Origin of the sequence: Pseudarthrobacter sp. MEB009, from assembly GCF_030208875.1 — a bacterium.
GTDB lineage: Bacteria > Actinomycetota > Actinomycetes > Actinomycetales > Micrococcaceae > Arthrobacter.
On the sequence record NZ_JARVTC010000013.1, the window covers coordinates 477,002 to 503,950 of the forward strand.

Annotated in this window: 17 protein-coding genes; 11 read left to right on the forward strand and 6 right to left on the reverse strand. The window is 64.1% G+C overall.

Going from position 1 to position 26,949, the window contains the following annotated elements:
* The first annotated feature begins 16 nt into the window (after positions 1-16).
* On the forward strand, positions 17-1,249 hold the full coding sequence (locus QRN07_RS13480) for a ParB/RepB/Spo0J family partition protein (protein ID WP_285241280.1): 1,233 nt from the start codon (positions 17-19) through the stop codon (positions 1,247-1,249).
* A 4,640-nt stretch (positions 1,250-5,889) separates the two neighbouring features.
* Here QRN07_RS13480 and trxA read toward each other — a convergent pair.
* The 5 genes from trxA to QRN07_RS13505 all read right to left on the reverse strand — a co-directional run bounded on the left by trxA (position 5,890) and on the right by QRN07_RS13505 (position 11,889).
* Entirely contained in the window at positions 5,890-6,216 is a 327-nt protein-coding gene (trxA, locus tag QRN07_RS13485; protein ID WP_050684544.1) for a thioredoxin, read from the reverse strand.
* Positions 6,217-6,252: 36 nt separating this feature from the next.
* Positions 6,253-7,209: a thioredoxin-disulfide reductase gene (trxB, locus tag QRN07_RS13490; RefSeq protein ID WP_050684543.1), complete on the reverse strand. Its 957-nt coding sequence runs from the start codon at positions 7,207-7,209 to the stop codon at positions 6,253-6,255.
* 231 nt (positions 7,210-7,440) lie between these two features.
* Entirely contained in the window at positions 7,441-8,946 is a 1,506-nt protein-coding gene (locus QRN07_RS13495; protein WP_285241281.1) for a protein kinase family protein, read from the reverse strand.
* 166 nt (positions 8,947-9,112) lie between these two features.
* Positions 9,113-11,275, reverse strand: coding sequence for a murein biosynthesis integral membrane protein MurJ (murJ, locus tag QRN07_RS13500; RefSeq protein ID WP_050684541.1), 2,163 nt, complete (start codon positions 11,273-11,275; stop codon positions 9,113-9,115).
* Between the two features lie 65 nt (positions 11,276-11,340).
* Positions 11,341-11,889, reverse strand: a complete 549-nt coding sequence (locus tag QRN07_RS13505; protein ID WP_231686008.1) for an NUDIX hydrolase — start codon at positions 11,887-11,889, stop codon at positions 11,341-11,343.
* 160 nt (positions 11,890-12,049) lie between these two features.
* On the opposite strand from QRN07_RS13505, the gene QRN07_RS13510 reads away from it, so the two are divergent.
* From QRN07_RS13510 to QRN07_RS13520, 3 genes are all read left to right on the forward strand, one after another.
* Entirely contained in the window at positions 12,050-13,558 is a 1,509-nt protein-coding gene (locus QRN07_RS13510; protein WP_285241282.1) for a CCA tRNA nucleotidyltransferase, read from the forward strand.
* Positions 13,555-14,139 carry a histidine phosphatase family protein gene (locus tag QRN07_RS13515; protein ID WP_050684538.1) on the forward strand — a complete coding sequence of 195 codons (585 nt, stop codon included), beginning with the start codon at positions 13,555-13,557 and terminating at the stop codon, positions 14,137-14,139. Before QRN07_RS13510 ends, QRN07_RS13515 begins: the two co-directional genes overlap by 4 nt.
* A 501-nt stretch (positions 14,140-14,640) precedes the next feature.
* Positions 14,641-14,868: a hypothetical protein gene (locus QRN07_RS13520; RefSeq protein WP_285241283.1), complete on the forward strand. Its 228-nt coding sequence runs from the start codon at positions 14,641-14,643 to the stop codon at positions 14,866-14,868.
* Between the two features lie 148 nt (positions 14,869-15,016).
* Here the strand turns inward: QRN07_RS13520 and QRN07_RS13525 are convergent, their stop codons facing one another.
* A complete protein-coding gene (locus tag QRN07_RS13525; protein ID WP_285241284.1) occupies positions 15,017-16,516 on the reverse strand; it encodes a glycosyltransferase family 39 protein in 1,500 nt (499 codons plus the stop codon).
* Positions 16,517-16,581: 65 nt separating this feature from the next.
* Between QRN07_RS13525 and QRN07_RS13530 the strand changes: the two genes are divergently transcribed.
* From QRN07_RS13530 to QRN07_RS13560, 7 genes are all read left to right on the forward strand, one after another.
* Positions 16,582-18,045: a glycosyltransferase family 87 protein gene (locus QRN07_RS13530; RefSeq protein ID WP_285241285.1), complete on the forward strand. Its 1,464-nt coding sequence runs from the start codon at positions 16,582-16,584 to the stop codon at positions 18,043-18,045.
* Positions 18,038-19,495 (forward strand): phytoene desaturase family protein, encoded by a 1,458-nt coding sequence (locus QRN07_RS13535; protein WP_285241286.1) that lies wholly within the window; start codon positions 18,038-18,040, stop codon positions 19,493-19,495. The genes QRN07_RS13530 and QRN07_RS13535 overlap by 8 nt, the downstream gene beginning before the upstream one ends.
* 50 nt (positions 19,496-19,545) lie before the next feature.
* A complete protein-coding gene (locus QRN07_RS13540) occupies positions 19,546-21,534 on the forward strand; it encodes a penicillin-binding transpeptidase domain-containing protein (RefSeq protein WP_285241287.1) in 1,989 nt (662 codons plus the stop codon).
* 28 nt (positions 21,535-21,562) lie between these two features.
* Positions 21,563-23,245 (forward strand): ABC-F family ATP-binding cassette domain-containing protein, encoded by a 1,683-nt coding sequence (locus tag QRN07_RS13545; protein WP_050683831.1) that lies wholly within the window; start codon positions 21,563-21,565, stop codon positions 23,243-23,245.
* A gap of 53 nt (positions 23,246-23,298) precedes the next feature.
* On the forward strand, positions 23,299-24,072 hold the full coding sequence (locus QRN07_RS13550) for a DeoR/GlpR family DNA-binding transcription regulator (protein ID WP_050683832.1): 774 nt from the start codon (positions 23,299-23,301) through the stop codon (positions 24,070-24,072).
* Positions 24,069-25,280 (forward strand): MFS transporter, encoded by a 1,212-nt coding sequence (locus QRN07_RS13555; RefSeq protein WP_050683771.1) that lies wholly within the window; start codon positions 24,069-24,071, stop codon positions 25,278-25,280. Before QRN07_RS13550 ends, QRN07_RS13555 begins: the two co-directional genes overlap by 4 nt.
* A gap of 65 nt (positions 25,281-25,345) precedes the next feature.
* On the forward strand, positions 25,346-26,842 hold the full coding sequence (locus tag QRN07_RS13560; protein ID WP_285241288.1) for a bifunctional phosphatase PAP2/diacylglycerol kinase family protein: 1,497 nt from the start codon (positions 25,346-25,348) through the stop codon (positions 26,840-26,842).
* Positions 26,843-26,949: the final 107 nt, after the last annotated feature.

Consider the following 26,949-nt stretch of genomic DNA (forward strand, 5'->3'; position numbering starts at 1 on the left):
CTGGAGGGACATACCCATGAGCGAGAAGCGACGGGGCTTAGGCCGCGGACTTGGCGCGCTGATTCCCAGCTCGGCTGGCGCCGGCGAATCAGGCAACAGCACTTCCGTTTCGCGTCCGGTGGATCTCTTTTTCCCTGAAGGGCGGCGGAAGACTGAGCCTGTCGAGGAAACCGTTGCCGCGGCCGGCACCGGCGATGAGACAGTCAAGCCCGGCCGGAAACCAGCTTCCGGCAAAGCAGCTGATGCTTCGGGCTCCGTTCCCGAAAAGCCGGCGCCTGCGGCTGCTGCCGGTTCCAGCTCGCGGAAGTCTCCGGTCTCCGCTTCCGACGCGGAGGCGACGGCTGCGAAGACATCCGATGCTCCGACGACGGCCAAAGTTCCTGCCGGCACCAGGACGGGACGTCCGGCGCCGGCGGTAGAACTTGTTGAAGTGCCCGGTGCCCGGTTCGCTGAAATCCCGGTGCTGGACATTCATCCCAACCGCAAACAACCCCGCAGCGTCTTCGATGAAGACGACATGGCAGAGCTTGTCCACTCGGTCCGCGAAATCGGCGTTCTCCAGCCAATTGTGGTGCGTAAATCAACCGAAACCGATGGCGAGCCTTATGAGCTCGTTATGGGTGAGCGCCGGTGGAGGGCAGTACAGGCCGCAGGCCTCGAAACGGTACCCGCGATCATCCGTGACACCACCGATGATGACCTTCTGCGGGATGCCCTGCTGGAAAACCTGCACCGCAGCCAGCTGAACCCGCTGGAAGAAGCAGCAGCGTACCAGCAGCTCCTTGAGGACTTTGGCACTACCCACGAACAGTTGGCTGACCGGATCGGCCGGTCCAGGCCACAGGTGTCCAATACGCTTCGCCTGCTGAAGCTTCCGGCCCTGGTACAGCGTCGGGTTGCCGCTGGAGTTCTTTCGGCCGGCCATGCACGGGCCCTCCTTTCCCTTCCCGATGCGGCAGCAATGGAGCGGCTGGCGCAGAAGATTGTGGCCGAGGGAATGTCTGTCCGGGCAACCGAAGAGGCGGTAACCCTGCACCAGGATCCCGCAAAGCCCGCAAAAAACAACATTCCCCGCCCCGGTGCCAGGCATGAGCGTTTGGATTATCTCGCGTCATCCCTTTCGGACCGGCTGGACACAAATGTCAAGATTTCGCTTGGTGTCCGTAAGGGCAAGGTAAGCATTGAGTTTGCCAGCGTTGAGGATCTGAATCGCATCATGGATGTCCTGAGTCCGGGTTCTGCGAACTGACAGTTTGAAGCCACTCTCTTTGGCAAGGCCCCGTCTGTGGACGGGGCCTTTTCCTGTTTCCGGGAAGCGTGGTATGCGATGGCTCCCCACGGAAGGCCTATCCCTTGATGTCCTGGATGGGCAGAGCATCAAATTGACTGGCGCTGGGCTGCTTGGTGGCTGTTTGAGCGCCTTGAATGCCTTCAGCGGCTACTGATGGGTGCGCGCTGCATCCCACTCCCCTGATGGGGCGTTGGCGGCTTATGAATGCGGGACTACCAGGCGGGCCCCACCGCCAGGGTGCCGGAGGAAATGGCCGGTAGGCTGGTCGTCTTTCGAGTTGGCAGGTTCCATTTTCGACCAGGGAGGCCAGCCACCGGTTGTCCTTCAGTCGCCCTGATTCGCTGCAGGACGCGAGTGTTGCGTGCCACGATTAGCTGATTCACTCTGCTGTCATCGGCAACCCCTCTGGCATGGTCATAAAGGCAAGTTTGATAGTACTCAAAAAGCGAATGTCCGTCGTGGCGACCGAGTGAGAGAAGCTCCATCGGGATGAGAACGGTGGTGCTCGTACTAATGATTCACAAAATGTTTCACGTGAAACGTGAGGGACATGGGACCTCAGAGCGCTCACTCCGCTTGGCGGGCACTTCAGGATGAGAGACCGAACAGTTGACTTGGACGGGGTACGAGGATTGTCCCCCTCTCCTCCTTTTGATGGAGCGCCCGGATGTGTCTTGACTGGTCGGCACTGGCGGCTCTGCAAGACTGATGAAATCTTCCTATGCCGTCTTAGCGTGTCAGTAGGTGACTCAGCTTCTGAGAAGGATGGGACCAGGGTACGAAATCGCCCGCTACAGGCGCGCTTCGTGTGCGACAGATCAAGACCGAGGCATCAACCCAAGCACCCCCGATCATTCTCAGTCAGACTGATGTTTCACGTGAAACGCTAAAGGAATGGCTGTTTGGATGGAACATCGGACTATTCCTTGCATGTGCTGTATCCAGGCGGCCGTTAGCGAAGCTGCAAATCCAACCGCACTACATACTTCCGCAGTCTAGGCATCGGCCACTCGGAAATATCGCTATCAGGCGATCGGGCAATACTGATGCGAAAGACGCTACCTCGTTTGGCTTGCCTGCCAGGAGAACTTCGGTTCGCCGAATGGACTACCTGGAAGCTGTCTGCCGCAGGTGTCTGGTTTTGTGTTTCACGTGAAACCTCCAGTAAGGGTCAGCAGATTGAGTCCCTTGCCGGCCGCAAAAGCGAACCTGGACATTGGTAAGGACGGGGACATCGACTCGAACCCGGGTCCGAACACGGAAAGGGACCATGATTTCGACGGGTTGGTGGACCCCGTCGGCTCAGCGCCAGGCAGCAAGACCGGCGAGGGGGCCTACATCCGTGACGAGCCGGCCCCGACCGCCACGGCGAACTCCCGAGTCCACGGCACTTCTATCTCAGTAGGTCGCCGCTGTAACGAAGATGATGTAGGCGCAGATGTGGACGTGGCATCCATATGGGTCCACACCCACTTACGTTGCCGTCGTCTCCGGCCCGGTGCAACTACGGAACGCGACGCTCATTGCCTAACCAATGCCGTGATCTACTGGTTCTTGTTCCCGTCAACTGCTTCGTCACCGTCGCCGCCACAAGACCAAAGTACGCAAGCACAGTCTTCAGCGGGATTATCGGCCGCCCTCCCATCGTGAGGTGTGCGGAGACGGAGCACCTGACAGCATTGGGCTTGATGAGTAGACCGCCAACACATGCCTGGGTGTGGTCCCTGTAGCAACGTTTGTTGTCCTTCCCATTCCTCGGCGGACAATCTTGATTGAGTGCAGACGCCGATGCGCGCCGACACCGTTGCACTCCCCCAGGGATGGCGACGACGCTACGTTCTTTAACCCTTCAGTTTGGCGTCGGCCATCCCGGTTGTGTCGTCGCTTCGACCTTTGGCGCCCGGAGGACAAGGCACCGATCCCGCGCCAGTATCAACTTCGGTCGAGACATAGTTCATTCGCCGGACCGAGGCGAGCCACTCGGGCCGCGGCGCCCGCTTCGCTGAATATTCACTTCTGCACATGGAGTTCTGCGGACTTCTTTGCCAGGACTGGCGGTGGCATCCATCGACGGGTCAGTCGACCAGACCTCGCCGTTAGGAATCCCACCGATGTGCTCTAGAAAGAGCCCGCTGCGCAGTTCGTGACCAGCTGGCACCGTGGGTGACCACGAGGGTTTCCGGTTGGTGGGCTGAGCGATTGATGCTGGTCCCGGCCCACCCCACATTGAACTGCAGTCACCATCTCCAGTGTTTGTCATCAACCGGCTCCATGGATTTCACTGGCGGATATCACTCGTTGATCAGGCTGTGGATAACGGTGTGGATATCTAGTTGCTGGTTGTGGCTAACTTTAGCCAGCTGGCAGCAGGCGGCGGAGCAAAAGGCGCGCAAGGTTATCTTGGTTGGGCTCCAAGACATGTCATGTTTCACGTGAAACATGCGCCTTCCTTTATAGGCAATCCAAGACTCAGGCGCAGAACGACCAGTCTAAGCCACAAAAGGCTGATTATTCCGCTATTTTGGGCTCCTCTGCCTATTTGTTGCGCCGATAAGTGGGTGAAACTGCGCAGCGGGACTTACCCGGGTGGGAGACGACGAAACCGTACGCTCCATGGGGCAGCATCCTCACTGAGACGATGGCTGTGAATAAAGGTGTGGATAAGCTGGCCGCGCTAGTGTGGACAACGTGTGTATTCGCTCACGGATATGCAGCTGCCCAGGTTGCGGAATTGCCCCAAGTCTGCGAAGTTGTCCAAGACGATTTGCAGTTGCCATAACTCCGGAACCAACGGCATACACCCGGGCCACGAGTCTCCTATTGGTTCTTGCCAGTCAACTTGCGCCCCACAGAACCGAACCAACTGGCACTGGCGCCGTACGGCTCCCCCGGGCCGCGGTGAGCCGTACGGGGCGATAACCGGACAGCCAGCCCAACAGCCAGGCATGGTGGGAGCGGTGGCGCCGTGAAGAACGCCTTGTGCCTACCCGACCGCCCGCTGCGTGCATTCACGGAATGTCGTCTTCAGGTGGTGTTTCACGTGAAACATACTCACGAGCAGAATGGCTCCAGGGCCATACGTTACCGAGTAGCTGGCTACCATGAGTCATCATTTCGGATAGTCAGTTTTGGTAGAGATGAATAGGATCGACCGACTCAGAGCAGGTAGGCCACGCTACAGCCAAGAATTCCGGCTTGGGAGAGGCTTGCTCCGGAGCATCTGGGCCGTTGCGGTTCTTTCCTGGCTCCTATTTCCCGTGATCCAGGTCTTGGCTTCCGATGTCAGCACACCAATCGTTGTCACGCAGGGCGTGCTCAACCCTGGATGACGTATCTAGACGAGTTTTAGCCGCCGCGGCGATGAGTCTCTGCGGGGACAGGATGGCGAGGGGCAGGGAAGCCCCTGCGAGGTCACTAGAGGCATGGGGATGGTGCTACCGCTGCAGGCCCTCAGACCCTCAGGCCCTCGGAATTCCTTCGGCCACATGGTACCTGGTGACCGCTTCACCCGGCACTTCGGTGCTCGCAGCGGAAACCAGCGGGACGGAGGCCGTAGCCCTGATAGTCGCAATCCCTGAGGAGTGCCTTGGCGGTTTCCCTGCTAAATGATTGCGCAACGTTTGGGACTGCCTCGGGTGGATCCATTTGCACCATTACGCTGAATTGCGTGTTTCCGTAGCGGAAAGTGTGGCCGTATCTGCGATGAGAGTCTTCATCTCCCTTTTCGCCCCATTTCAGGAGCTACACTGCGGTTTGATCCGTACGCTGGGCGGTGGACCCTCTTCCGGGTGAGCGAGCGATTATCGACGCCTCTGGGTTCCTTCTAAGACCTAGGATCGCTGTGCTGCTAAATGATGGAAACTGAAATGGGCTGACTGCCCACGTTTCCTATCAATCGATTGGAACCGCCTGCAATTTAGCCGGATGGCCAAGCACCGACTATTGGCGGATGTTTCACGTGAAACATCCGATCCGTCATCGCCAGGATGGGGACCGTGTGCTGAGGATACCTGCAACAGGCCCTATCGTTATCGGAACACCTCCCAGCCTAGCCAGCCGATGACGAGTTCATGTTCGGCAGCCCTGCTGGATGCTGTGTGTTTGCTCCGTCGTGGCAGACCGAAGAACCGACCTCAGCCGGCCCGGCCTTGTTGTTCCAGGAACGTCCCAGACAACTTGATGGACGAATCATCGCAGACACTCAGAGTCAATGCCTAAAGAACACCGCACATATGTTTCACGTGAAACACGGATGCAGTCGATGGAATGGGATCCGGCGGTTTTTTCTAGGAACTGATCTAAGCGCACCATTGTTCGCTTCGGTGACGTACTCGCTTGTTGGAACAAGCTGTCTACTTCGAAGATTTGCTACATCTCTGTGTTTCACGTGAAACATGCCCGCTGGGCTGGAGCTTGCTGATTAGTCGGGTCATTCATGGCTACGCCGAGCTTCCTGAGCGTGGAGTAGACCACATCGCCTCCCATCGCATGTGCCCGACGTAAATGTTTCACGTGAAACACGCACTAAAAGGAGTGGCCCCGGCTGAAAGCCGGAGCCACTCCTTTCGGACGGCGGTGACCGTACCTATGTGGAGTCCTTAGGACAGGACGTCCGCAAATTCCTTCTCAAAGAACTGCTTCGGCTTCGCGCCGATCACAGTGCTCTTCACTTCGCCGCCTTGGAAGAGGTAAACAGCGGGGATCGACGTGATGCCGTACTCGGCTGCAATGGCCGGGTTGTCATCGACGTTCACCTTTACAACGTCAACCTTCTCGCTGTACTCGACGGAGATCTCATCGAGGATAGGGCCCAGTTTGCGGCAGGGACCGCACCACTCTGCCCAGAAATCAACAATTACCGGCTTCTCGGAAGACAGTACATCCGCACCGAAGCTTGCATCAGTTACATCTTTGGCGTTGCTCATAACTAGTCCTTCTTTCGTGAAATATCGGTACGTTTATTAGGCAGACAGGTCGGCCAGGTAGTGTTCAACATCAAGGGCCGCAACGCAACCGGATCCGGATGCAGTGATGGCCTGGCGGTAGGTGGGATCAACGACGTCGCCGGCAGCGAAGACGCCGGCAATGCTGGTCCTGGAACTGCGGCCCTCCACCGCGATGGTGCCCTCCGGTGCCAAGGCGAGGACGTCCTTCACCAAGTCGGTCCGCGGATCGTTGCCGATCGCCACGAAGACACCCGTCACGGCCAGGTCGGACACCGTACCGTCGATCAGGTTCTTCAGCTTCAAGCCCGCCACCTTGGCGTCTCCCACGACATCTTCAACGGCGGTGTTCCAGATGAAATTAATCTTCTCGTGGGCCAGGGCGCGGTCGGCCATGATCTTGGAGGCCTTCAATGTGTCCCTGCGGTGGATTACAGTGACGGACTTGGCGAACTTGGTGAGGAACAGGGCTTCCTCCATGGCGGAGTCTCCCCCGCCGATCACTGCAATGTCCTGGTCCTTGAAAAAGAAACCATCGCAGGTTGCACACCAGCTGACACCGTGCCCGGAGAGCCGCTTTTCATTCGGGAGACCAAGCTCGCGGTATGCGGATCCTGTCGACAGGATGACAGCGCGTGCCTGGAAGCTATCACCCGTGGCAATGGTGACCGTTTTGATCGGACCGGTGAGGTCCAACGCGGTGACGTCCTCGAACTGGATTTCGGTGCCGAACCGGGCAGCCTGCTTCTCGAAGTTCTCCATCAGGTCCGGTCCCATGATGCCGTCCGGGAAACCCGGGTAGTTCTCCACATCAGTGGTGTTCATCAGTTCACCACCTGCAGTCACCGATCCTGCGATCAGCAGCGGCTTCAGGTTTGCGCGCGCGGTGTAGACCGCTGCGGTGTATCCAGCGGGGCCCGAGCCGACAATGATGACGTCACGGACGTCTGACGCCGTGTTTTCTGCGATGGTCACTGAACTGTGAACCTCTTCCTTGATTGACGCGCCCCCTGCGGAGGCCGGCCACATGGCACAACTGATACTTGGTGCTGAATATTCCGCTGCCTGCGCTGCGAGGGCGGTCCCGCCCGGAGCCGGGCACACAGACCGGCACCCACAAGATTACCGTCCCCTATCCGGCATCAGCCACCGGGCCAGCGGCTGGGAAGCAAACGCAGTCACAATGCTGCCGGCCCGGTCGGTAGGCTACTGGACCTTGATTTCAGCCAGTCGAAGCCCGAAACCGTAGCGCGTTTTCGGGGCTGCCAGCTTGGGCAGGGAGTTGATGGCCACAATCACGTACTTCGACTCAGCCGGTTCAGCCAACGGAATGTTAAGGTCTCCGGAGGTGAAGCTGTTGGTACCCACGGACTTGGCACCGTCCAGGGACGGCTTGTCGTTGGTGTACACCGTGATGTTGCCGCCGGAACCGCCCAGCTGCTGCAGGGTGATGGAGGATACTTTTGCCGGTTCCTTGAGCTCGATTGCCAGCGGCACGCCTTCCGGAGCCAGTCCGCCCCAGTTTTCCGTTGCGAACTCCATATCGGACCAGTAGCTGGCAGCGTTGCCATCAAAGGCCTTGACCAGGTCACCGTCGAAAGTGGCGGCGAAATCGAAGGAACCCAGCCGGCTGACATTGGCGATCACCGGAGGCGCCGCCGGCGCCGCAGAGCTGGGGGCTGCTGAGGGAGTGGGCTCCACCGTGGAACCACCCGTGGCCTGGGGCGCCGTGGTGTTGGCCTGCGGGCCGGAGGGGATGAGGTTGCCCAGATTCGAGACAGCAAAGATCAACCCGCCAATGAGGACAACCGCCAGCAGGCCACCCACCAGCCAACGCATGGACCGGGGTTCGCGCTCGGTTTCGTCCCGTTCCTCGTCGACCTCGGTATCCGTGCTGCCGGCTGTTGCCGCAATGCCTCCCCCGGCGGCTGCCGGGGCAGCAGCATGGGCAAAGCGGGAGGGCTTCCGGACAGCCGGGCCGGCGTTCTCTTCCGGCGTCTCTGCATAAGATTCCGTGTCGGCCTGGGCGTAGTCGTCCTCGGACCACAACGAAACCTTGGGCTTTCCGGTGCCCTGCGCGTTGTCGGTCGCCTGGCTGCTGCCGGCATCCGCGTCCTGCGGAGGCTGGACGGGGTGGGCCGCTGTGGCGTCAGCATCACCAGTAGAGGAGGGTGCGGCGGCGGCAGTGGCCGCGGCGGCTGCGGGGCGGGCCGGCGGCTTGGCCGGCATCACAGGCGCGGTGGGGTAAGGATCCACCTGGCTTGGGTGCGTTTCGGCATAGTTGATGTACCCGGCGTCGACGTCGTCCTCGTCGTCGTCATAGGGTTCGGGCTCATTGGACCGTGCCTGGCCAAAAATTTCACTGCCCAGGGTGTCCGTGAAGAACGGCTCAACGTAGGGAGGGTTGGAGGCCACCACCAGGTCCAGCAGGTCCGCCGCGGACGCGTGGTTGGTAATCAGGTACGTGGCCGCTTCCGTCACGCCCAAATCAAGGACCTGGACAGTCCCCGGGCGTTCTCCCGTAGCCACTTCGCGGGCGCTTTGGGCAACCTGTTCCGTGTTTTCGGGGCCGGCAACCAGGATGCTGACCGGCCGGTTCAGGACCTGATCCACACCGTCCAGCACCAGATCGTGGTCGTGCGAGGTCAGGACTGTGGCTGTGACCTTGTAACGGCCGCCCAGTACTGATCCGACATCGATCGGGTTGGACACGTGTTCCTCCTAGATTGTCCGGCGGTGCCGGCTCAAGCGATGCAACCGCTGCTCGCGGCGGAAGCCTGGCGGCTCTCCCCCGGAATTTCGGTCCCCATACCCTTCCGATCCTAGCGGATGGCATCGGTTGGGCCGTGGAGAAAAGATGCCGGAAATACCCGGCGTCCTACTTTTTCCGGGTGGTCCGCGGCTTGAAATACGGGTTCTCCCCGGCTTTACCCTGGAAGGTCCGCCTGCCCGGCAGGGGGATGCTCTCCCGCAGGAAGCCTGCCCTGGCCGTGCCGGGCTGATCCTCGCCAGGGAGGTAGCCGCCGTGCGGTGTTTCCCGGGTGCCGCCGTCGTACGCCTCGGGCAGCTGCTCCGGCACCGGGCCGGCCCGGAAGGACACGGCGTCGAACTCGCCGGAGATGCGCGGAATCAGTCCGGTATCCACGGACGTCGTGGCCCGTTGGGGGGAATCTGCGGCAGGCCCGCCTGTTGTGGGCGGCACCTTGGAAGCGTCCGACGGCGGGTCCCCGGCAGGGGGGTCGTTCCGCCCGCCGCGGCCCAACCGGCCCAGCAACGGACGGAGCAGGTCAGTCAATTCGCTCACGCGGAAGAGCTTCAACAACACCAGGTACACCGCAAGCATGACCGGACCCACCACGGCAACGGTGATGAGCGCCGTCAAACGGTCGGCCCAGGCGAAGCCATCAACGTTGTAGCTGCCCATCAGCCACAGCGCACCGGCACCGGCAAGGGCTGAACCGAGCGCCGCGTAGCCCATCCGGATGTACGAATTAGCGATCCGGGGCCCGTCCAGGTGGCCCAGGAGCCGGCGGAGGAAGACGGCGCTGATCACCACGGACAGGATGTTGCCCACCATATAGAGGATGGCGATCGCGTAAATGATCTGGCCCACCGGCAGGAACTGGATGGCGAAGGCCCCTGCCACGTAGACCACCGCCAGCAGCAGCTGGACGTAAAACGGCGTCCGGGCATCCTCGTTCGCGTAAAAGACCCGCGACATCATGAAATTTGCGCTCAGGAAGGGGGTGCTCAGCGCCAGTATGGTCAGCGTCTGGGCCAGCATCACGCCGTCCTGCCGGGAACCGCCGGAGAAGAACATCCCCAGCGGACCAGCCAGCGCAAAGAGCGCCAGGGCTCCGAAAACGGTGGCCACGGCCATGGTCCGCAAGCCGTGCGAGAGTGCGTCCCGCAACTCCGTGCGGTTCCCCGCCTGGGAGGCCCGCGTCATCCGGTTGAAGAGCACCGTGGCCAGCGAGAGGGCGATGATCGAGTGCGGCAGGAGGTACAGCTGGCTGGCTACTTCCAGGACGGCGTTGCCCGGCAGCGCCGCAGCGGCTGGGTCTCCCGCCTCCGTGAGGCGGATGCGCTCGGCGCCGGGGATGGTGGCGATCCGCATGACGTACAGGAAGGCAAGCTGCCCGACGGCGGCCGTCAGCAGCGTCCACACGCTCAGCTTCGCGGCCTGCCCCAGGCCCACACCGCGCCAGCCGAAGCGCGGCCGCAGCCCGAGCTTCAGCCGGATCACGGGGATCAGGAGGATGGCCGTTTGGGCCACCACCCCGATGGTGGAGAAACCGGCCACAAGCAGCGTCTGCTGGGGACCCCAGTTGGCGAGCGTATGCGGGCTGAATTCGTTGGTGCCGAAGAGCCAAATGAACATCCCCAGCCCGCCGATGGCCACCAGGTTGTTCAGGATGGGGGCCCACATGGCCGGGCCAAAGGCGCCGTTGGCATTCAGGATCTGGGTGAGCAGGGCGTAAAGCCCGTAAAAGAAGATCTGCGGCAGGCACCAGAACGCAAAAGTGACAGCCAGCGCCTTCTGCTGCTCGTTGTACCCCTGCGTCGTCAGGTCGATGACCCACGGCGCGGCAAGGGTCACCAAAGCGGTCAGCCCGAGCAGCAGCAGGACCGCCAGGGTCAGCAGCCTGCTGATGTAGTCCGCTCCCCTGTCCGGGGCCTTGCTCGCCTTGATGATCTGGGGCACCAGTACGGCGTTGAAGACGCCACCGGCCACCAGCAGGAAAATCAGGTTGGGCAGGTTGTTGGCGTTGATGAACGTGTCATTGACGGTGGAGCCAAGCCCCAGGGCGGTGCCCAGCATCCAGGTCTTGCCGAAGCCCAGGAACCGGGAGACGAGCGTTCCGGCGGCCATGATGGCGCTGGACCGCGTTTCGCTGGCCCCCGAAGGTGCCCCGGAAGGCTCCCCACCGGTGCCCCGGGGCTCCGCTGGAACGCTGTTGCCGGAGCTGTCCGCGGGGCCGGCCAAGGTGGTTGCAGGTGGCCGGGTGGGCTTCTCAGAAGGAAAATTGGTAGCTGACATCGCCTTCATCGTCTCACCCGGGGCCCCATAACGCCGCACTACAACAGCGGCCGGTGCCGCGAACCTCAGAGGTGGGTGGGCAGGACTTCGCGGGCCAGATCGGCAATGCGCCGCTCGTTGGGGAACGACAGTTTCCGGGCGAGTTCGGCGATGGGGACCCATGCCACGTCCACGGCTTCCTGGTCCGGATCATTTTCGATGGTGAGTTCACCGCCGGTGGCGCGCAGGAGGTAATGGTGCACCGTTTTGTGAACCCGGTGCCCGCTGACGGTGAACCAGTAGTCGATGCTGCCCAGCGGCGCCAGGATGATGCCTTCGATGCCGGTTTCCTCGGCAATCTCGCGGACCGCGGCTTCTTCGTTGTTTTCCTTGCCCTCCGGGTGGCCCTTGGGAAGGCACCACTCCAGCCGTCCGCCGCGGTTAAGGCGGGCGATGATCGCCACCCGAAGTTCGGCGTCGGACGTGTCCACCACAACGCCCCCGGCGGAAACTTCCTCCACCGTGGGAAGCGAAGCCGGCGCCGAATGCTGGGCAGGGGCAACGTGCGCACCGATTGCCGACGGCAATGGTGCGTTTGTCCTCCTGCCGGGAGCGCTCGGTACTGGATGGGCCATGGAGTCCACTCTAACGACAGTTGCCCGATCGTGATGACCGGAACATGACACCTATATGGACGGGATATGACGCCGTTTGGTGGCGATACACGGAATCATCCGTGATCTTGACGGAATATTGGCCTGCCGCGGCGCTGGTTTCTGACAAGCTTAAGTAACTATGGCGCACGCACATCACAAGATTGATTCCCACACCGTCGATTTCCGGGTGGACCCGGTGGTTCTGGAGCTCGGCCGTCGCTTCGTGGCCGCCGGACACGAATTGTCGCTGGTGGGCGGTCCGGTGCGTGACCTCTTCCTGGGCCGGACGTCGCCGGACCTGGACTTCACCACCGACGCCACCCCTGACCAGACCTTGGCCCTGATTAAAAAATGGGCGGACAACTACTGGGAGATCGGGCGCGCGTTCGGCACCATCGGGATGCGCAAGGACGGGTTCCAGATCGAGGTCACCACGTACCGGGCCGAGGCCTACGATCCCGACTCGCGCAAACCAGTGGTGGCGTTCGGTACGTCGTTGACGGATGACCTGCAGCGCCGTGACTTCACCATCAATGCAATGGCCCTCAGGCTGCCCTCCCTGGAGCTGGTGGACCCGTTCGGCGGCGTCCGGGACCTGCACGCGTCCGTCCTTGCCACGCCGGGGTCCCCCGAGTCGTCCTTTTCGGATGACCCGCTGCGGATGATGCGGGCTGCCAGGTTCGCTGCCCAACTGGGGGTGTCGGTCCACCGCGACGTCCGCCGGGCCATGACGGACATGGCTGACAGGATCGCCATCATCTCGGCGGAGCGCGTACGGGACGAGCTGGTGAAGCTCATCTGCGGGGACAGTCCACGGGTGGGCGTGGACCTCCTGGTGGACACCGGGCTGGCCGACCACGTCCTGCCCGAAGTCTCCGCGTTGCGGCTGGAATCGGATGAACACCACCGGCACAAGGACGTCTACCAGCATTCCCTGCAGGTGCTGGAGCAGGCGGCGGCCCTGGAAACGGCTGCGGACGGAGCCGTTCCCGGCCCGGACTTTGTCCTTCGGTTCGCCGCGCTGATGCACGACGCCGGGAAGCCGGCTACGCGCCGCTTCGAACCGGGCGGTGCGGTGAGTTTCCGCCATCACGACATGGTGGGTGCCAAACTCACCACGAAGCGCATGAAGGCATTGCGTTTCGACAACGACACCATTAAGGCCGTCGCCCGCCTGGTGGAACTCCACATGCGGTTCTACGGGTACGGTGATGCGGGCTGGAGCGATTCCGCAGTCCGGCGGTACGTCACCGATGCCGGTCCCCTGCTGGATCGCCTGCACCGGCTGACCCGCTCCGATGTCACCACCCGCAACCAGCGCAAGGCCGAACGCCTGGCGTTTGCCTACGACGACCTTGAGGACCGCATCGCGGCGCTGAGGGAGCAGGAATCGCTCGACGCCGTCCGGCCGGACCTGGACGGCGCCCGGATCATGGCACTGCTTGGGATCAGGCCGGGCCCAGTCGTGGGCCGGGCCTATAAGTTCCTGCTGAATGAGCGGATGGACCACGGCCCCCTTCCTGCGGACGTCGCGGAGGCGCGGCTGCTCCAATGGTGGGCGGGGCAGCCCGAATCAGCACCTGCCGAACCGGCGGAAGGAAACCCTTCCGCCGGCGTCGACCTTTCCCCCTCAGAGGAGTCCCAGTGACAGTTCCCGCGTTTGCCCCCCGCCCCCAGCTCTGGATCCTGCGCCACGGCGAAACGGAATGGTCCAAGAGCGGCCAGTACACAGGCCTCACAGACCTCCCCCTGACCGTCGAAGGCGAACAACAGGCGGTGGAGGCCCGCAAGGTCCTCGACGGCGTTGACTTCGACCTGGTGCTGACCTCGCCGCTCCGGCGTGCGCGGCGGACCGCCGAATTGGCGGGTTACCCGGACGCGCAGCACGAGCCCCTGGCCGTGGAGTGGAATTACGGCGACTACGAGGGCATCAGTTCGGACCTCATCCGCAAGGACAATCCGGACTACCTGATCTGGACGGACGGCGTCCCCAACGGCGAAGCGCTGGATGAGGTGGCGGCCCGGGCCGACAAGATCATCGCCCGCGTACTCGAATCCGGAATGGATAACGTCCTGATTGTGGCCCACGGTCATTTTTCCCGGATCCTGACGGCCCGGTGGCTTGAATTGCCGGCCGTGGAAGGCCGGCATTTTGTTTTGGGAACCGCGAAAGTCTGCACACTCGGCTGGGACAAAAGAACACCGGCAATTGTCCGCTGGGGACTCTGAGGACTTTCTTTTCAACCAATTTCCTGAAAGTACCGGCAATTGGTAGTCACAGCGCAAATTGTGGTGTATTTTTATTCCTAGTCCCAGGGCGTTCTGCCCGGACGTTCGCCCGCGTAGCACCCGGTAATGGTGCAACGGATAGCTGAAAAGGAGGTTGGGAAAATGAATACTTTGACTGGCGGATGGAAGATGACCATCACCAATGACCCGGCCCCTGCTGTCCACGCGCGCGCTTTTGCGGGATACTTCGGCGCCTAGGCCCGTTCCCTGCCGCTTGGCTGGAAAGCCGCGGCACCCGTTGCAGGCCGTCCCGGACGCCTGACTTTCCCCACGCCAGATCGCAGACCCGGTTCTGCTGACGCAGTCCCGCTGACTCTGGCGCGTGGCGGCGGTACCATCCGCCCTCCCTGAATCGGAACCAGCTTCCCCTTGGGACGGTGCTGTACCGCCGGCAATATCCTGCCGTGGGGAAATTCGGTGCATTTCCGGCAAGGCCCCGTAATGCCCAAATTAGTCCTCTTTTGCATCAGCAAATTGGACTCTAATTGTCATGCCCAAATTCACGATAAAACCCGGGAGGTGATTTCCGTGATGAAAAGACTCAAACGCTTGCTGCTCGCCCGTTCCCGGCCAGTACGCGGCCGTGGTTCGTTCAACAGTGCACTGTTGGAGCAACGCCGAGAAGAAGTGTTCGCCGTCCTGCACCAGCAGATGTCGGGCCTGCGCTGAGGTCCACACCGTCCAGGAAAGGAGGGCCGATGATTTCCGTCCAGCCCCATGAACGGCAAAGAGCCCACGCACTGGTGCGTGGGCTCTTTGCCGTTCCGGCGGCGCCGCCGGGTGCCGGTGGGCTTTTGCTGCGGCTCAGGAACAGTGTTCAGGGGCAGTCGAAGGAGATCAGCACCAGGCGCTGGAAGGGCTGGTTCCCTGTCTCCCGGCAACCCGCGGCCCCAAATGCCGACGTATCGCCGGGAGTGCCGCCGCCTGTGCCGACAAACAGGACCTCACCCTTTCCGGTCAACTGGTCCGGGGCAACCGGGGCATCAACACCCCACAGCGAGCCGGAAGTGGCCGGACTGGCGGCCAGGGACAGGTCGGCGATGCCGGCGAAATCGTCCGGGTAGGCCAGCACCATGTCCCGCAGGTACGGAGCTCCGAACACCACTGCCGCCGGGCGTTCGGGCTCCTGGTCCACCAGGGCAGCGATACGCCGCTCGGTGTCCGGCGGCTCATTGACCAGGCTCTTAAGCGTGAGCTGCGGGACGAGGCTGCAGAGGACCAGCCCCGCCACCAGGAATCGGAACCCTACGCGCCTCCGCGGCAGGCTGATCAGGCCCATACCGACCAGCAGGGCGAACGCCGGCGCCGTGAACGTCAGGTACCGCGCCACATAAACAGGTTGGGTGATCAGGCTGGCCAGGAGCAGCCCACCCACAGGGACCAGCACGCCGGCCAGTCCCAGGACCATTGCTTGGCGGAGCTGCGCGTCCAGCCGGGCCGCCCACACGCCCCGGACCACCAGTGCGCCTTGCAGCAGGCCCAGAACCACCATAAACGCCAGCACCCACTGCGGCGGGAGGTTCCCTGTTGGCCTGTCATCGCCGTAGAAGTACTGCTTCACCACTGCCGTCACCAGATGCTCCGTCAGCGAACGGTTCTGGATCCACTCCACCTGTGCCTTTTGTCCCAAGGCAAACACCAGGAAGGGCAGGGCGGCCACGCCTGCAACGGCACTGGCCGCCAACGTGGCCACGATCCTGCGCCGGAGGATAACGGCGGCCACCGCATGGGCCACGATGGCCAGCGCAAAGAACATAAAAACGCCGACTCCCACCACCGCGCACAAGCTGTACAGCACCCAGTCCAGCGGCCGGTTAGATTCCCAGGCCCGCAACAGCAGCAGCGTCAGGAGAACGGCCAGCACGGTTGTCAGTGCAGACTGGCGTGACTCCGTGCCTGCCCACACCATGCGGGGCAGGAGCGCCAACACCAGCCCGGCCGCCACCCCCAGGGGTGCGGATCCCAGCCTGCGCCCCAGGACCACTGTCAGGCCTGCCGCAGCACCAACGGCCAAGGCGGAAGGAAACCGCAGCGCCACCTCGGAGAAACCGAAAACAGCGGTCCACAGGTGCATCAGGAAGTAGTAGATGCCGTGGACGGCGTCCACGGACTGCAACAGGAGCAGGAGTTCTGCCGGCGACCGTCCAGCAGCCGAAATGGTGGCAATTTCGTCATCCCAGAACGACGGGACCCAGGAGCCGACAAACGCCGCGCAGAAGGCGAGGAGTCCGATGCCGACGGGTGCAAGCCACGGCCGTTCAGTGGTCAAGGCACGGCGGCGCCCGGCAATTTTGGCTCCGGCGTTCTGGGTTTCCACCCCATGACCATACCTGCCGGCGGATCGGCGGCGCCCAACCGAAGACCCGGCGGTAAGCTCGGTGCATGCAGGAGACCACGCCCCCGGAACGCCGCGGCCGGTCCCGTCTGGTGGTTCCCACCCGCAGCGACCTGACCCTCAGGAACTTCACGGAGATCGCCGGGGGGCCGCTGGGTGCCAGGTCGGAACCGGGGGTGATCACACCGGGGATCTTTACGGTTGACCGGGTCCTGATCCTCCTCACGGTCGCTGCCGCCCTGGTCGGGGTGGTCCTGAAAGGCTACTGCCGGGTCAACGGGTGGGAGACCCCCACCCAGTTCTATGCGACCTGCTATTCGGACTTCCCCGAACTCTTCCGCAACCGGGGCCTGGCGGACGGACTGTTCCCCATCGCCGGCAGCGGAAGCCAGTTCGAATATCCGGTCCTGATCGGTGTCATCGCGGGAATCACCGCCTGGCTGGTGCCCGGAACCGGTGTATCGGACGCACGCGTCCTGAGCTACTTCGACATCAATGCGGCCCTGCTGGCATTTGCGGCGCTGGTGACCGTCCTGGCTACGGCGCGCTTGGCCGGCCGGCGCCCCTGGGATGCCGCGATGATCGCAGTAGCCCCGGGGATCGTGTTGGCCGGGACCATCAACTGGGACCTCTGGGCTGCCGCGCTGCTGGCCCCAGGCATGTACTTCTTCGCCCGGCACAGGCCACTGGCCGCCGGCATCCTGATCGGGCTGGCTGCGGCAACGAAGCTGTACCCCCTGCTGATCCTCGGCGCGATTGTCCTGCTGGCCGTCCGGACCGGCAGGTTCAGGCCGATGCTGATAGCAGCTGCCGCGGCTGCGGCCTCGTGGGCTGCAGTCAACCTGCCGTTTGCGGCCGCCAACCCCGCCGGCTGGGCTTACTTTTTCCAGTTCAGCGCGGACCGCGACGCGGGCTACAGCTCGCCGTGGTTCATCTACAACCTTGTGGCCGCAAGGATCGGAATGGCCGGGCTGGATGGCACGGCCGTGGACCTGCTGTCCATTGGACTCTTTCTGCTGGCCTGCGCCGGCATCGCCGCGGTGGCCCTCAGCTCGGCCCGCAGGCCGCGCCTGGCCCAGCTGGCGTTCCTGATTGTTGCCGCCTTTATCCTCACCAACAAGGTGTATTCGCCGCAGTACGTCATTTGGCTGATCCCGCTCTTCGCGCTGGCACGTCCGCGCTGGCGCGACTTCCTGGTGTGGCAGGGAATCGAAGGCCTGCATTGGGCCGCTATTTGGCTGTACCTTGGCCAGGTCACCAGCGGTGGGCCCCCGCAGCACAACCTCGACATGCCGTACTACGTCCTGGCCGTCGTCATTCATATGCTTGCTGTGGCATATCTGATGATTCGGGTCATCTGGGACATCTACGACCCCAATCTGGACCCGGTCCGCCGCCAACACGCCGACGATCCGCACGGCGGACCTTTCGACGGGGCGCCTGACCGGCTGCGGACGGCCGCGGGAGCCCTCACCGGCTCCCCCGTCAGGAAGGCTTTATCCGATGGCTGACGTCAATGTGGTGGGTGCGGGACCCAATGGGCTCGCAGCGGCGGTAATCATGGCCAGAGCGGGGCTGTCAGTCGAGGTGTTCGAAGCGGCCCAGGCCGTTGGCGGCGGGACACGTACGGCCGAGCTGATGCAGCCAGGGCATTTCCACGACGTATGCTCTGCCGTGCATCCAATGGCACTGGCGTCGCCGTTCTTCCGCGCCTTTGAACTGTCGGAGCGGATCCGTTTTGCCACACCGGACATATCCTTCGGCTCACCCCTGGACGGTGGCCGGGCAGCGCTGGCGTACCGGTCGCTGGACCGGACGGCTGCTGAACTGGGACGCGACGGGCGGGCTTACCGTCAGCTGATGGGCCCGTTGGTCCAGCACCGTGACGAGGTCATTGAGTTCACCCAGAACCAACTGCTGCGCATTCCCCGGCATCCCTTCGTCGCTGCCCTCTTCGGTCTGCGCACGCTGGAGCAGGGTTCCCGGCTCTGGAATACCAGGTTCCGCGAAGACCTTGCACCATCGTTGCTGAGTGGTGTTGCCGCCCACGCCGTCTCCCACCTTCCATCCCTGGCTGCGGCCGGGGCGGGGCTGTTGCTGGCCGCATTGGGTCACCGGGACGGCTGGCCATTCCCCGTCGGCGGTTCGGCGTCCATCGCCGGGGCGTTGGCCGGGGACCTCAGCGCCCACGGCGGCGTCATCCACACCGGCTCCGCAGTGGACAGCCTGGCTGCCTTGCCGCCGTCGCGCGTCACGCTCCTGGACGTCGCGCCGCAGGGACTGGCAAACCTGGCAGGAAGTTCATTGCCGGCCGGTTACCGGAGGTCACTGGAGGCTTTTCGCTACGGGAACGGTTCCTGCAAGGTGGACTACATCCTGTCCGGCCCCGTGCCGTGGGCGGCCCGGTCCCTGGCAGCGGCCGGAACCGTACACGTGGGCGGGACCAGGGCGGAGCTGGCCCACGCCGAAAACCAAGTGGCCAGCGGCCGCCACCCCGAAAAGCCTTATGTCCTGGTGGCCCAGCCCTCGCCATTCGATGCCGGCCGGGCCCCCGCCGGCAGGCACACCCTCTGGACGTACTGCCACGTCCCTGCCGGATCCACCGTCGATATGACGGCTGCCATCACCGGCCAGCTCGAGCGCTTTGCGCCCGGCTTCCGGGACCTGGTGGTCCAGTCGCAGGCCGTCACGGCGGCGCAGCTGGGGGAATACAACCGAAACTACGTTGGCGGGGACTTCAGCGCCGGCACCATGGACCTCCGCGGCCTGATCCAGCGCCCCGTGGTTTCCCGGGTCCCGTGGCGCACACCGCTGCGCGGGGTGTACATATGCTCTTCCTCAACACCGCCGGGTCCGGGGGTCACCGGCATGCCCGGCCTGCACGCCGCAACATATGCTCTCCGGGACATCTTCGGGCTTCCCGTCCCGGCCCTGGGACGGGACGGCGCCGGCCGGGCTTAAGCGGTCCCCCTCGGGCATAATGGCATCGGAAAAACGGGCATAATGGCGAAATGGGGAAAAAAACAAAGCTGTCACTTGCCATGGCCTCGCTCGTCCTGGGGACCTCCCTCGTTGGATGCGACGATGGGCGGAGCGGAGCAGAATCAGCTGTCAAGGACCTGGCCAGCGCAGTCTCGGCCCTGGACGTTGGCTCCGTAGCCTTCGAGGGCAAGGATTCCGCCAGCGCAAATGAGCAGCTCCGGAACGTGTTCGCTGCCCTGGACCCCCAAAAGCCGGCAGTGCAGCCTGGCGATCTGACCCTCGACGGCGATAATGCCTCCGCACCCTTGAACTACACCTGGACGTTCGGGGACTCCGAATGGAAGTACGCTGCATCGGCCAAATTCAAGAAGTCGGGCGGCGAATGGCTTGCTGTCTGGGACCCAGCCACTTTGGTCCCAGGCCTCGCTGACTCCGAAATCCTCAGCAAGGGATCACAATCGCCGCCGCGGGCGGACATCCTCGGTGCCGGCGACGTTCCGTTGGTCACCTACCGTCCCGTGGTGGACGTGGGCATCGACAAGCCCCAGTTGGGCGCAGCGGATCCCGCAGCAGCAGCCTCGAAGCTCGCGACGCTGGTGGGGGTGGACCCGGCGGCCTACGCCGACCAGGTCAAGGCTGCCGGACCGGAAGCCTTTGTCCGCGCCATCACCCTGCGCGAAGAAGGCCGCACCGTCACCAATGATCAGATCGCGGCGGTTCCAGGTGCCCGCGCCATTCCCGCATCGGTCCCGCTTGCTCCTACCCGCACCTTTGCCCGCCCGGTACTGGGCGCCGTCGGCGAGGCCACTGCCGAACAGATCGAAGCATCCGGGGGGTCACTGACCGCAGGGGATGTGACAGGACTCGGGGGTCTGCAGCAGCAATACGACAAGCAGCTCCGGGGAACCGAAGCGCTGATCATCCGCGCCCAACGCGCCGACCTCACCCGGGAGCAGATCCAGGCCGCGGCAACAGACCCGCGGCGGACCCTGTTCGAAGTGGCCCCCGCCCCGGGGACGCCGTTGAAAACCACCCTGGACCAGCGGTTGCAGGCACTGGCCGAGACCACGCTGGCCGACGTCGGACCGGCCTCGGCCATCGTGGCCCTCCGACCCTCCTCCGGCGCAGTCCTGGCCGCGGCGTCCGGCCCCGGCAGCAACGGCTACAACACCGCCATGCTCGGACAGTACGCGCCCGGCTCCATCTTCAAAATGGTCGATTCCCTGGCCATGTTCCGCAACGGGCTCACCCCTGACTCCAAGGTCGCCTGCACGCCCACCCTGGCGGTGGACGGAAGGACCTTCAAAAACTCTGAAGGTTATCCGGAAAGTTCTTTGGGATCCGTGACCCTCCGTGACGCGTTCGCCCACTCCTGCAACACCGCCTTCATCGCCGCCAGGGACTCCGTATCCCAAGCCCAGCTCGAAGCTGCGGCCATGGCCATGGGCCTGGCGGTTGAGGCCCCCACCCTGGGCGCAGAGGCCTTCCTCGGTTCAGTTCCCGGCGAGGCCGCAGGAACCGAACACGCAGCGTCCATGATCGGGCAGGGCAAGGTGCTGCTCTCCCCCTTGTCAGCCGCCATGATGGCCGGCTCTGTTGCCAAGGGTGCTCCCGTCGCACCGCAGCTTGTCCTCAATCCCGACGCCGGGGCTCCCGCCGCCGGAACTGCCAACGGGTCCACCGCACCGGCGGCCCAGCCTTCCGCCACGGCCACCGGCGAGGCCCCGGCCTCAGCATCCGGCCAGCCCATCACTGCCGCCGAAGCCGCCTCGTTGTCCGACATGATGCGGGCAGTGGTCACGTCCGGTCACGCAGGTTTCCTTTCCTCCGTCCCGGGCGCACCCGTCGGCGCCAAGACCGGTACGGCGGAGTTCGGCAACGAAACACCGCCCAAAACCCACGCCTGGATTGTGGCCGTCCACGGTGACCTGGCCGTTGCCGTCTTTGTGGAGGACGGCGGCCTGGGCGCCACCACCTCCGGGCCCCTCCTGAAGGAGTTCCTCACGGCCGCAGGGTAGGCATTGCCGGCGTGGGAAGATGGAGTACGTGGCCCATATTGACGTTTCCGGTATCGATTACTTCCTCTCCGACGGCACCCAACTGCTGAACGGCGTGACCTTCAAGGTCCCGGACGGCACCAAAACAGCGCTGATCGGGCCCAACGGCACCGGTAAGACCACGCTCTTCCGGATCATCGCCGGGGACCTGGTTCCGGACGAAGGCGTCATCGGCCGGTCCGGCACCATGGGCATCATGCGCCAGTTCGTGGGCCAGGTCAGGGACGGATCCACTGTCCGTGACCTGCTGGTTTCCGCTGCCCAGCCGGCACTGGCAGCCGCCGCGCGTGAGGTGGACGCCGCGGAACTCGCCATGGTGGAGCACGACGACGAACCCAGCCAGATGCGGTACGCACAGGCCATCGTTGACTGGGGCGACGCCGGCGGATACGACGTCGAGACGGTCTGGGACGAGGTTTGCATGGCCGCCCTGGGACTGCCCTTCGACCGCGCCCAGCACCGACCGGCGTCTACCCTTTCCGGCGGCGAGCAGAAGCGGCTGGTGCTGGAAGCGCTTTTCGCCGGCCCTGACGAACTGCTGCTCCTGGACGAACCGGACAACTACCTTGACGTTCCGGGGAAGCGCTGGCTGGAGGACAAACTTAACGGTTCCCGGAAGACTGTCTTCTTCATCAGCCACGACCGCGAACTGCTCAACAACGCCGCAGGCCGCATCGTCACCCTGGAGCCCGGCATCAACGGCGCCGGTGCCTGGATCCACGGCGGCGGGTTCGGTTCCTACGTTGACGCCCGCGCGGACAGGAACGCCCGGTTTGAGGAACTGCGCAAGCGCTGGGACGAGGAGCACGTAAAGCTCAAGGAACTCGTCAACATGTACAAAAACAAGGCCGCTTTCCGCTCGGACATGGCCAACCGCTACCACGCAGCCCAAACGCGCCTGGCGAAGTTCCTTGAGGCCGGGCCGCCTGAGGCGCTGCCCATCGAGCAGAACGTCCAGATGAGGCTGAAGGGCGGGCGGACCGCGAAGCGGGCCATCGTGGCCGAGCGCCTGGAGCTGACAGGACTCATGAAGGCGTTCTCCACCGAGGTGTGGTTTGGTGACCGCGTCGGCGTCCTGGGCTCCAACGGCTCTGGCAAAAGCCATTTCCTTCGCCTGCTGGCCACCGGTGGCACCGATCCGGAACGTGAACACCTGCCGGTGTCGGACGTTGAGATTGCCGAGGTACCCCACGAAGGCACAGTCAAGCTCGGTGCCCGCATCCGCCCCGGATTCTTCGCCCAGACCCACGTCCGCCCGGACCTGCTGGGCAAGACGCTGCTGGAAATCCTGCACCGCGGCGACGAGCACCGGTCCGGGCTGGGCCGCGAAGCCGCTGCAGGGGCACTGGACGGCTACGGGCTGGCGACGCAGTCGGAGCAGAAGTACGAGTCGCTCTCAGGCGGCCAGCAGGCCCGGTTCCAGATCCTGCTGCTCCAGCTCAGCGGCGCCACGCTGCTTCTGCTGGATGAACCAACCGACAACCTCGACCTGCACTCCGCTGAGGCCCTGGAGCGGGCCATCGACCACTTTGAAGGAACGGTCCTGGCTGTCACCCACGATCGCTGGTTCGCGCGGACGTTCGACCGGTTTATGGTGTTTGGTTCCGACGGCAAGGTCTACGAGTCCCCGGAGCCGGTCTGGGACGAGAAGCGGGTCCAGCGGGTCCGCTGACCGGTGCGCACGGGCTAAAACGCCAAACGATCAAAAATTGATATCATTTGATCATGAAGACGGAAGAGCGGCACCGGGCAATCGCTGCGCTCCTTCGGCAGCGGGTGGAAATAAGTGTTGAGGAGCTAACGACGGCCTGCGCGGCGTCCGGCGCCACGATCCGCAGGGACCTCGACGTCCTGGCCGCGAATGGTGTCCTCAAACGGATCCACGGCGGGGCAAGGAGCCTGATCGGCCATGGCGAGAACCCCGGCTACGGCCAGCGCGAACTTGAGGACCACGACGCAAAGCGGCGCATCGGCGCTGCAGTGGCGGATTTGATCCGGGACAGGGAGCACCTCTGGCTGGACAGTGGCAGCACCGCCACGGAGGTGGCCCGTGCCCTGGCCGGGCGTGAAATAACGGTGATGCCCATGGGCCTGCAGGCACTCAATGCTGTTGCTTTGGCGGAGGGTGCGGCGGTTTCCCGCACCGGGTTGCTCCTGCCAGGTGGGAGCCTGGTGCCAGGAGAGCTCGGCTTCCGTGGTCCCATGGCCGAAGCCAATATCAGGTCGCTGCGGTTCGACACCGCCGTCCTCACCCCCTGTTCCGTGGATTTCCAGGATGGCCTGTTGGCCCACGACCTTGAGGATGCCGCCGTCAAACGGGCAGGCATCGACTCTGCGGCCCGGATCATCCTCGCGGCCAGTGCAGCCAAATGGCACGCCTCGGCAAGGGTCCTGGTCGCCGGCCTCCAGCAGGTGGACGTGGTGGTCACGGACCGGACATTCAGCGCGGCGGAACGCGCACAACTCGACGGATATCCAGTGGAAGTAGTGAACGTATGAGCACCAAGACAAACGACTCCCCGGATGCTGCGGTGAAGGCGGCCGCGCTGGCCACCTTCGTGGTGTTCGGAATCAACGGCCTGGTGTTTGCCAGCTGGGCTGCCAGAATCCCGGCCGTCACCCAAACCCTCCAGATCACCTCCGGGCAGATGGGAACCCTGCTCTTGTGCACCGCCGTTGGCTCGCTGCTGGCGCTGCCCACGGCCGGGCTGGTGGTGGGCCGGATCGGCACAGCCAACACAGTCCGTGTGGGCGGCCTGGTGGCCGCCCTCGCCGGAACCGGGATCGCCTTCTCGCTGTCCGCTGCCTCGATTCCAGGCACCGCCGTCTCCCTGTTTTTCTTCGGCATAGCCGTAGGGCTCTGGGATGTTGCCCAAAACATTGAAGGCGCCGATGTTGAGCACCGGCTCCGGCGCACCGTGATGCCCCAACTGCACGCGGCCTTCAGCGGCGGGGCATTTATTGGGGCCCTGGTCGGTGCAGGGCTTTCGACCATCGGTGTGGACCTTCCGCTGCACCTGCTGGTGATCGTGGCTGTGGTGCTGGTGGTCACCATGGTCGCTCCACGTTACTTCCTGCCGCACATCAGCACCGCGACTCCCGTCGGTGAGCCGAAGCCCGCCAAGGGCCCTTCCGCCTGGCGTGACAGCCGCACCCTGCTCATCGGTGTGGTGGTTCTCGGCGCCACCCTGACCGAAGGTGCAGGCAATGACTGGATCGCCAAGGCCTCCGTTGATGGACTGGGCACCTCGGAGTCCACCGGCGCATTGATGTTTGCGCTCTTTGTGCTGGCCATGACCGCCATGCGCTTCCTGGGCGGCCGCGTGATCGACACGTACGGCCGGGTGGCCGTCCTGCGCGCCAGCATGGCGGCCGCTGCGGCGGGCCTTTGCCTCTTTGTCCTCGCCGGGAACATCTGGCTCGCGGCAGCAGGTGCCGCCCTGTGGGGCGTAGGCGCGGCACTCGCCTTCCCCATGGGGATGTCGGCGGCCGCGGACGATCCCCGCCGGGCGGCAGCCCGGGTGTCAGTGGTGTCAACCCTGGGCTACGTCTCCTTCCTGGCAGGCCCCCCGCTGCTCGGCTACCTGGGTGACGTCACGGGAATCCACCGGGCGCTGCTTGCCATCCTCATCCCGATCCTGGTTGCCCTTGTTTTGGCCAAGGCTGCCAAGCCCCTCAAGATTGAGCCGGGAACACCCACCAGCTAGCCACGCCAGCCGCGCGTGCCCCGTTGCCTTCCCGGCAGCCGGGGACGCGGCGGTAGGGTGAAGAAATGCAGAGCAAAGCGCGGGCCGGGCACCGGTGGATCAGCCGGCTGGATAGATACCTTGTCCGGCATGTTTCGGACCTGCCCGGCGGAAACCATGACGCGTTCTTCCGTAGGCTCTCCGCTGCCGCCAACAACGGCAAGCTCTGGATGGGCGCCGCAGCCGTGATGGCAGCCTTCCCAGGCCGCCCGCGGCGTGCCGCCCTCCATGGACTCATCGCCCAGGGCGTGGCATCGGGCGTCACCAATATTGTCTTCAAAACCCTTTTGCCGCGGAGCCGGCCATTACCGGAACACCTGCCGGTGTTCCGGTTCGTCCACCCCCAGCCCACCAGTTCGTCAATGCCCTCCGGGCACTCCGCCTCAGCGGTGGCGTTCGCGGTCGGCGCAGGACTGGTCAAACCGGGGCTTGGTGCCGCGCTGGCTCCAGCAGCGGTTGGCGTCGCCTACTCACGGGTGCACACCGGCGCGCACTGGCCGTCGGACGTGGTGTTTGGCTCCGCGATCGGCGCTGCCGCAGCCATGGCAACCCGGCGGTGGTGGCCGGTGCGCCCGCCCATCCCCGCCCTCACCAGGACGGCGGCCCCGGCCCCCAGGCTGCCCGCCGGCGAAGGCCTCAGCATCGTGGTCAACACGTTGGGCGGATCGTTTACTGCGGAAACAGCAGGCGCGCTCCACGAAGTATTCCCTAATGCGCATATAGTGACCGTTGAAAGCGGGCAGGACCTGGCGGAGCAAATCGCTGCTGCGGCCGACAACCCCGGAACCCTGGCTCTCGGGGTGTGGGGCGGAGACGGAACCGTCGGCACTGCGGCCGCAGCCGCCGTCGAACGGGGCCTCCCGCTCCTGGCCCTGCCCGGCGGAACCCTGAACCATTTTGCCCGCGACGCCGGCATCGGCAGCCTCCGGGATGCGCTGGCAGCGGCAACGGAAGGCCACGCGGCCCTGGCAGACGTGGGATTGGTTACGGCCGAGCGCGGCCTCGCGACAGACCCGGAGGTGATCCGGCTGACCATGCTGAACACCTCGAGTGTGGGCCTCTATCCCAACCTTGTGCGGCGGCGCGAGCAACTGCAGCCGGCATTGGGAAAGCCGCTGGCCGGCGTGGTTGCCATGTTCCGGACCTTCGCGGCCGGGACCCCCACCACCCTGACGGTTGATGGCATCCGGCACAAGGTGTGGATTGCCTATGTGGGCAGGGGCAGGTTCTACCCCCGCGACCACGCGCCCCTGGTCCGGCCGGTGCTCGATGACGGCGTGCTGGACCTCCGACTTATCACCGCAGATGAGTCCTTCGCCCGGCTCCGGCTCCTGTGGTCGGTGCTGACCGGAACCGTTGCAGGCTCCCGGATCACGCACCTGCAGGAGGCCACGGAGGTGCACATCGATGCCGGGGGTGCACCCATGGCCCTGGCGGTGGACGGTGAGGCGCTGGCGGGCGTGCGCGCAGTGGCCTACAGCGTCCGGCCACGCGCCCTGACGTACTATTCGCCGCAGCCGTAATCCCCCATGCTGCCGGCTCCGGCGGCATCCTCATCCAAGCGGAGTACCCTGATTCGGCCCTGAATCATCCCTGAGACCGGCGCGAAAGCGGGCGGGCGTCGGTAGCG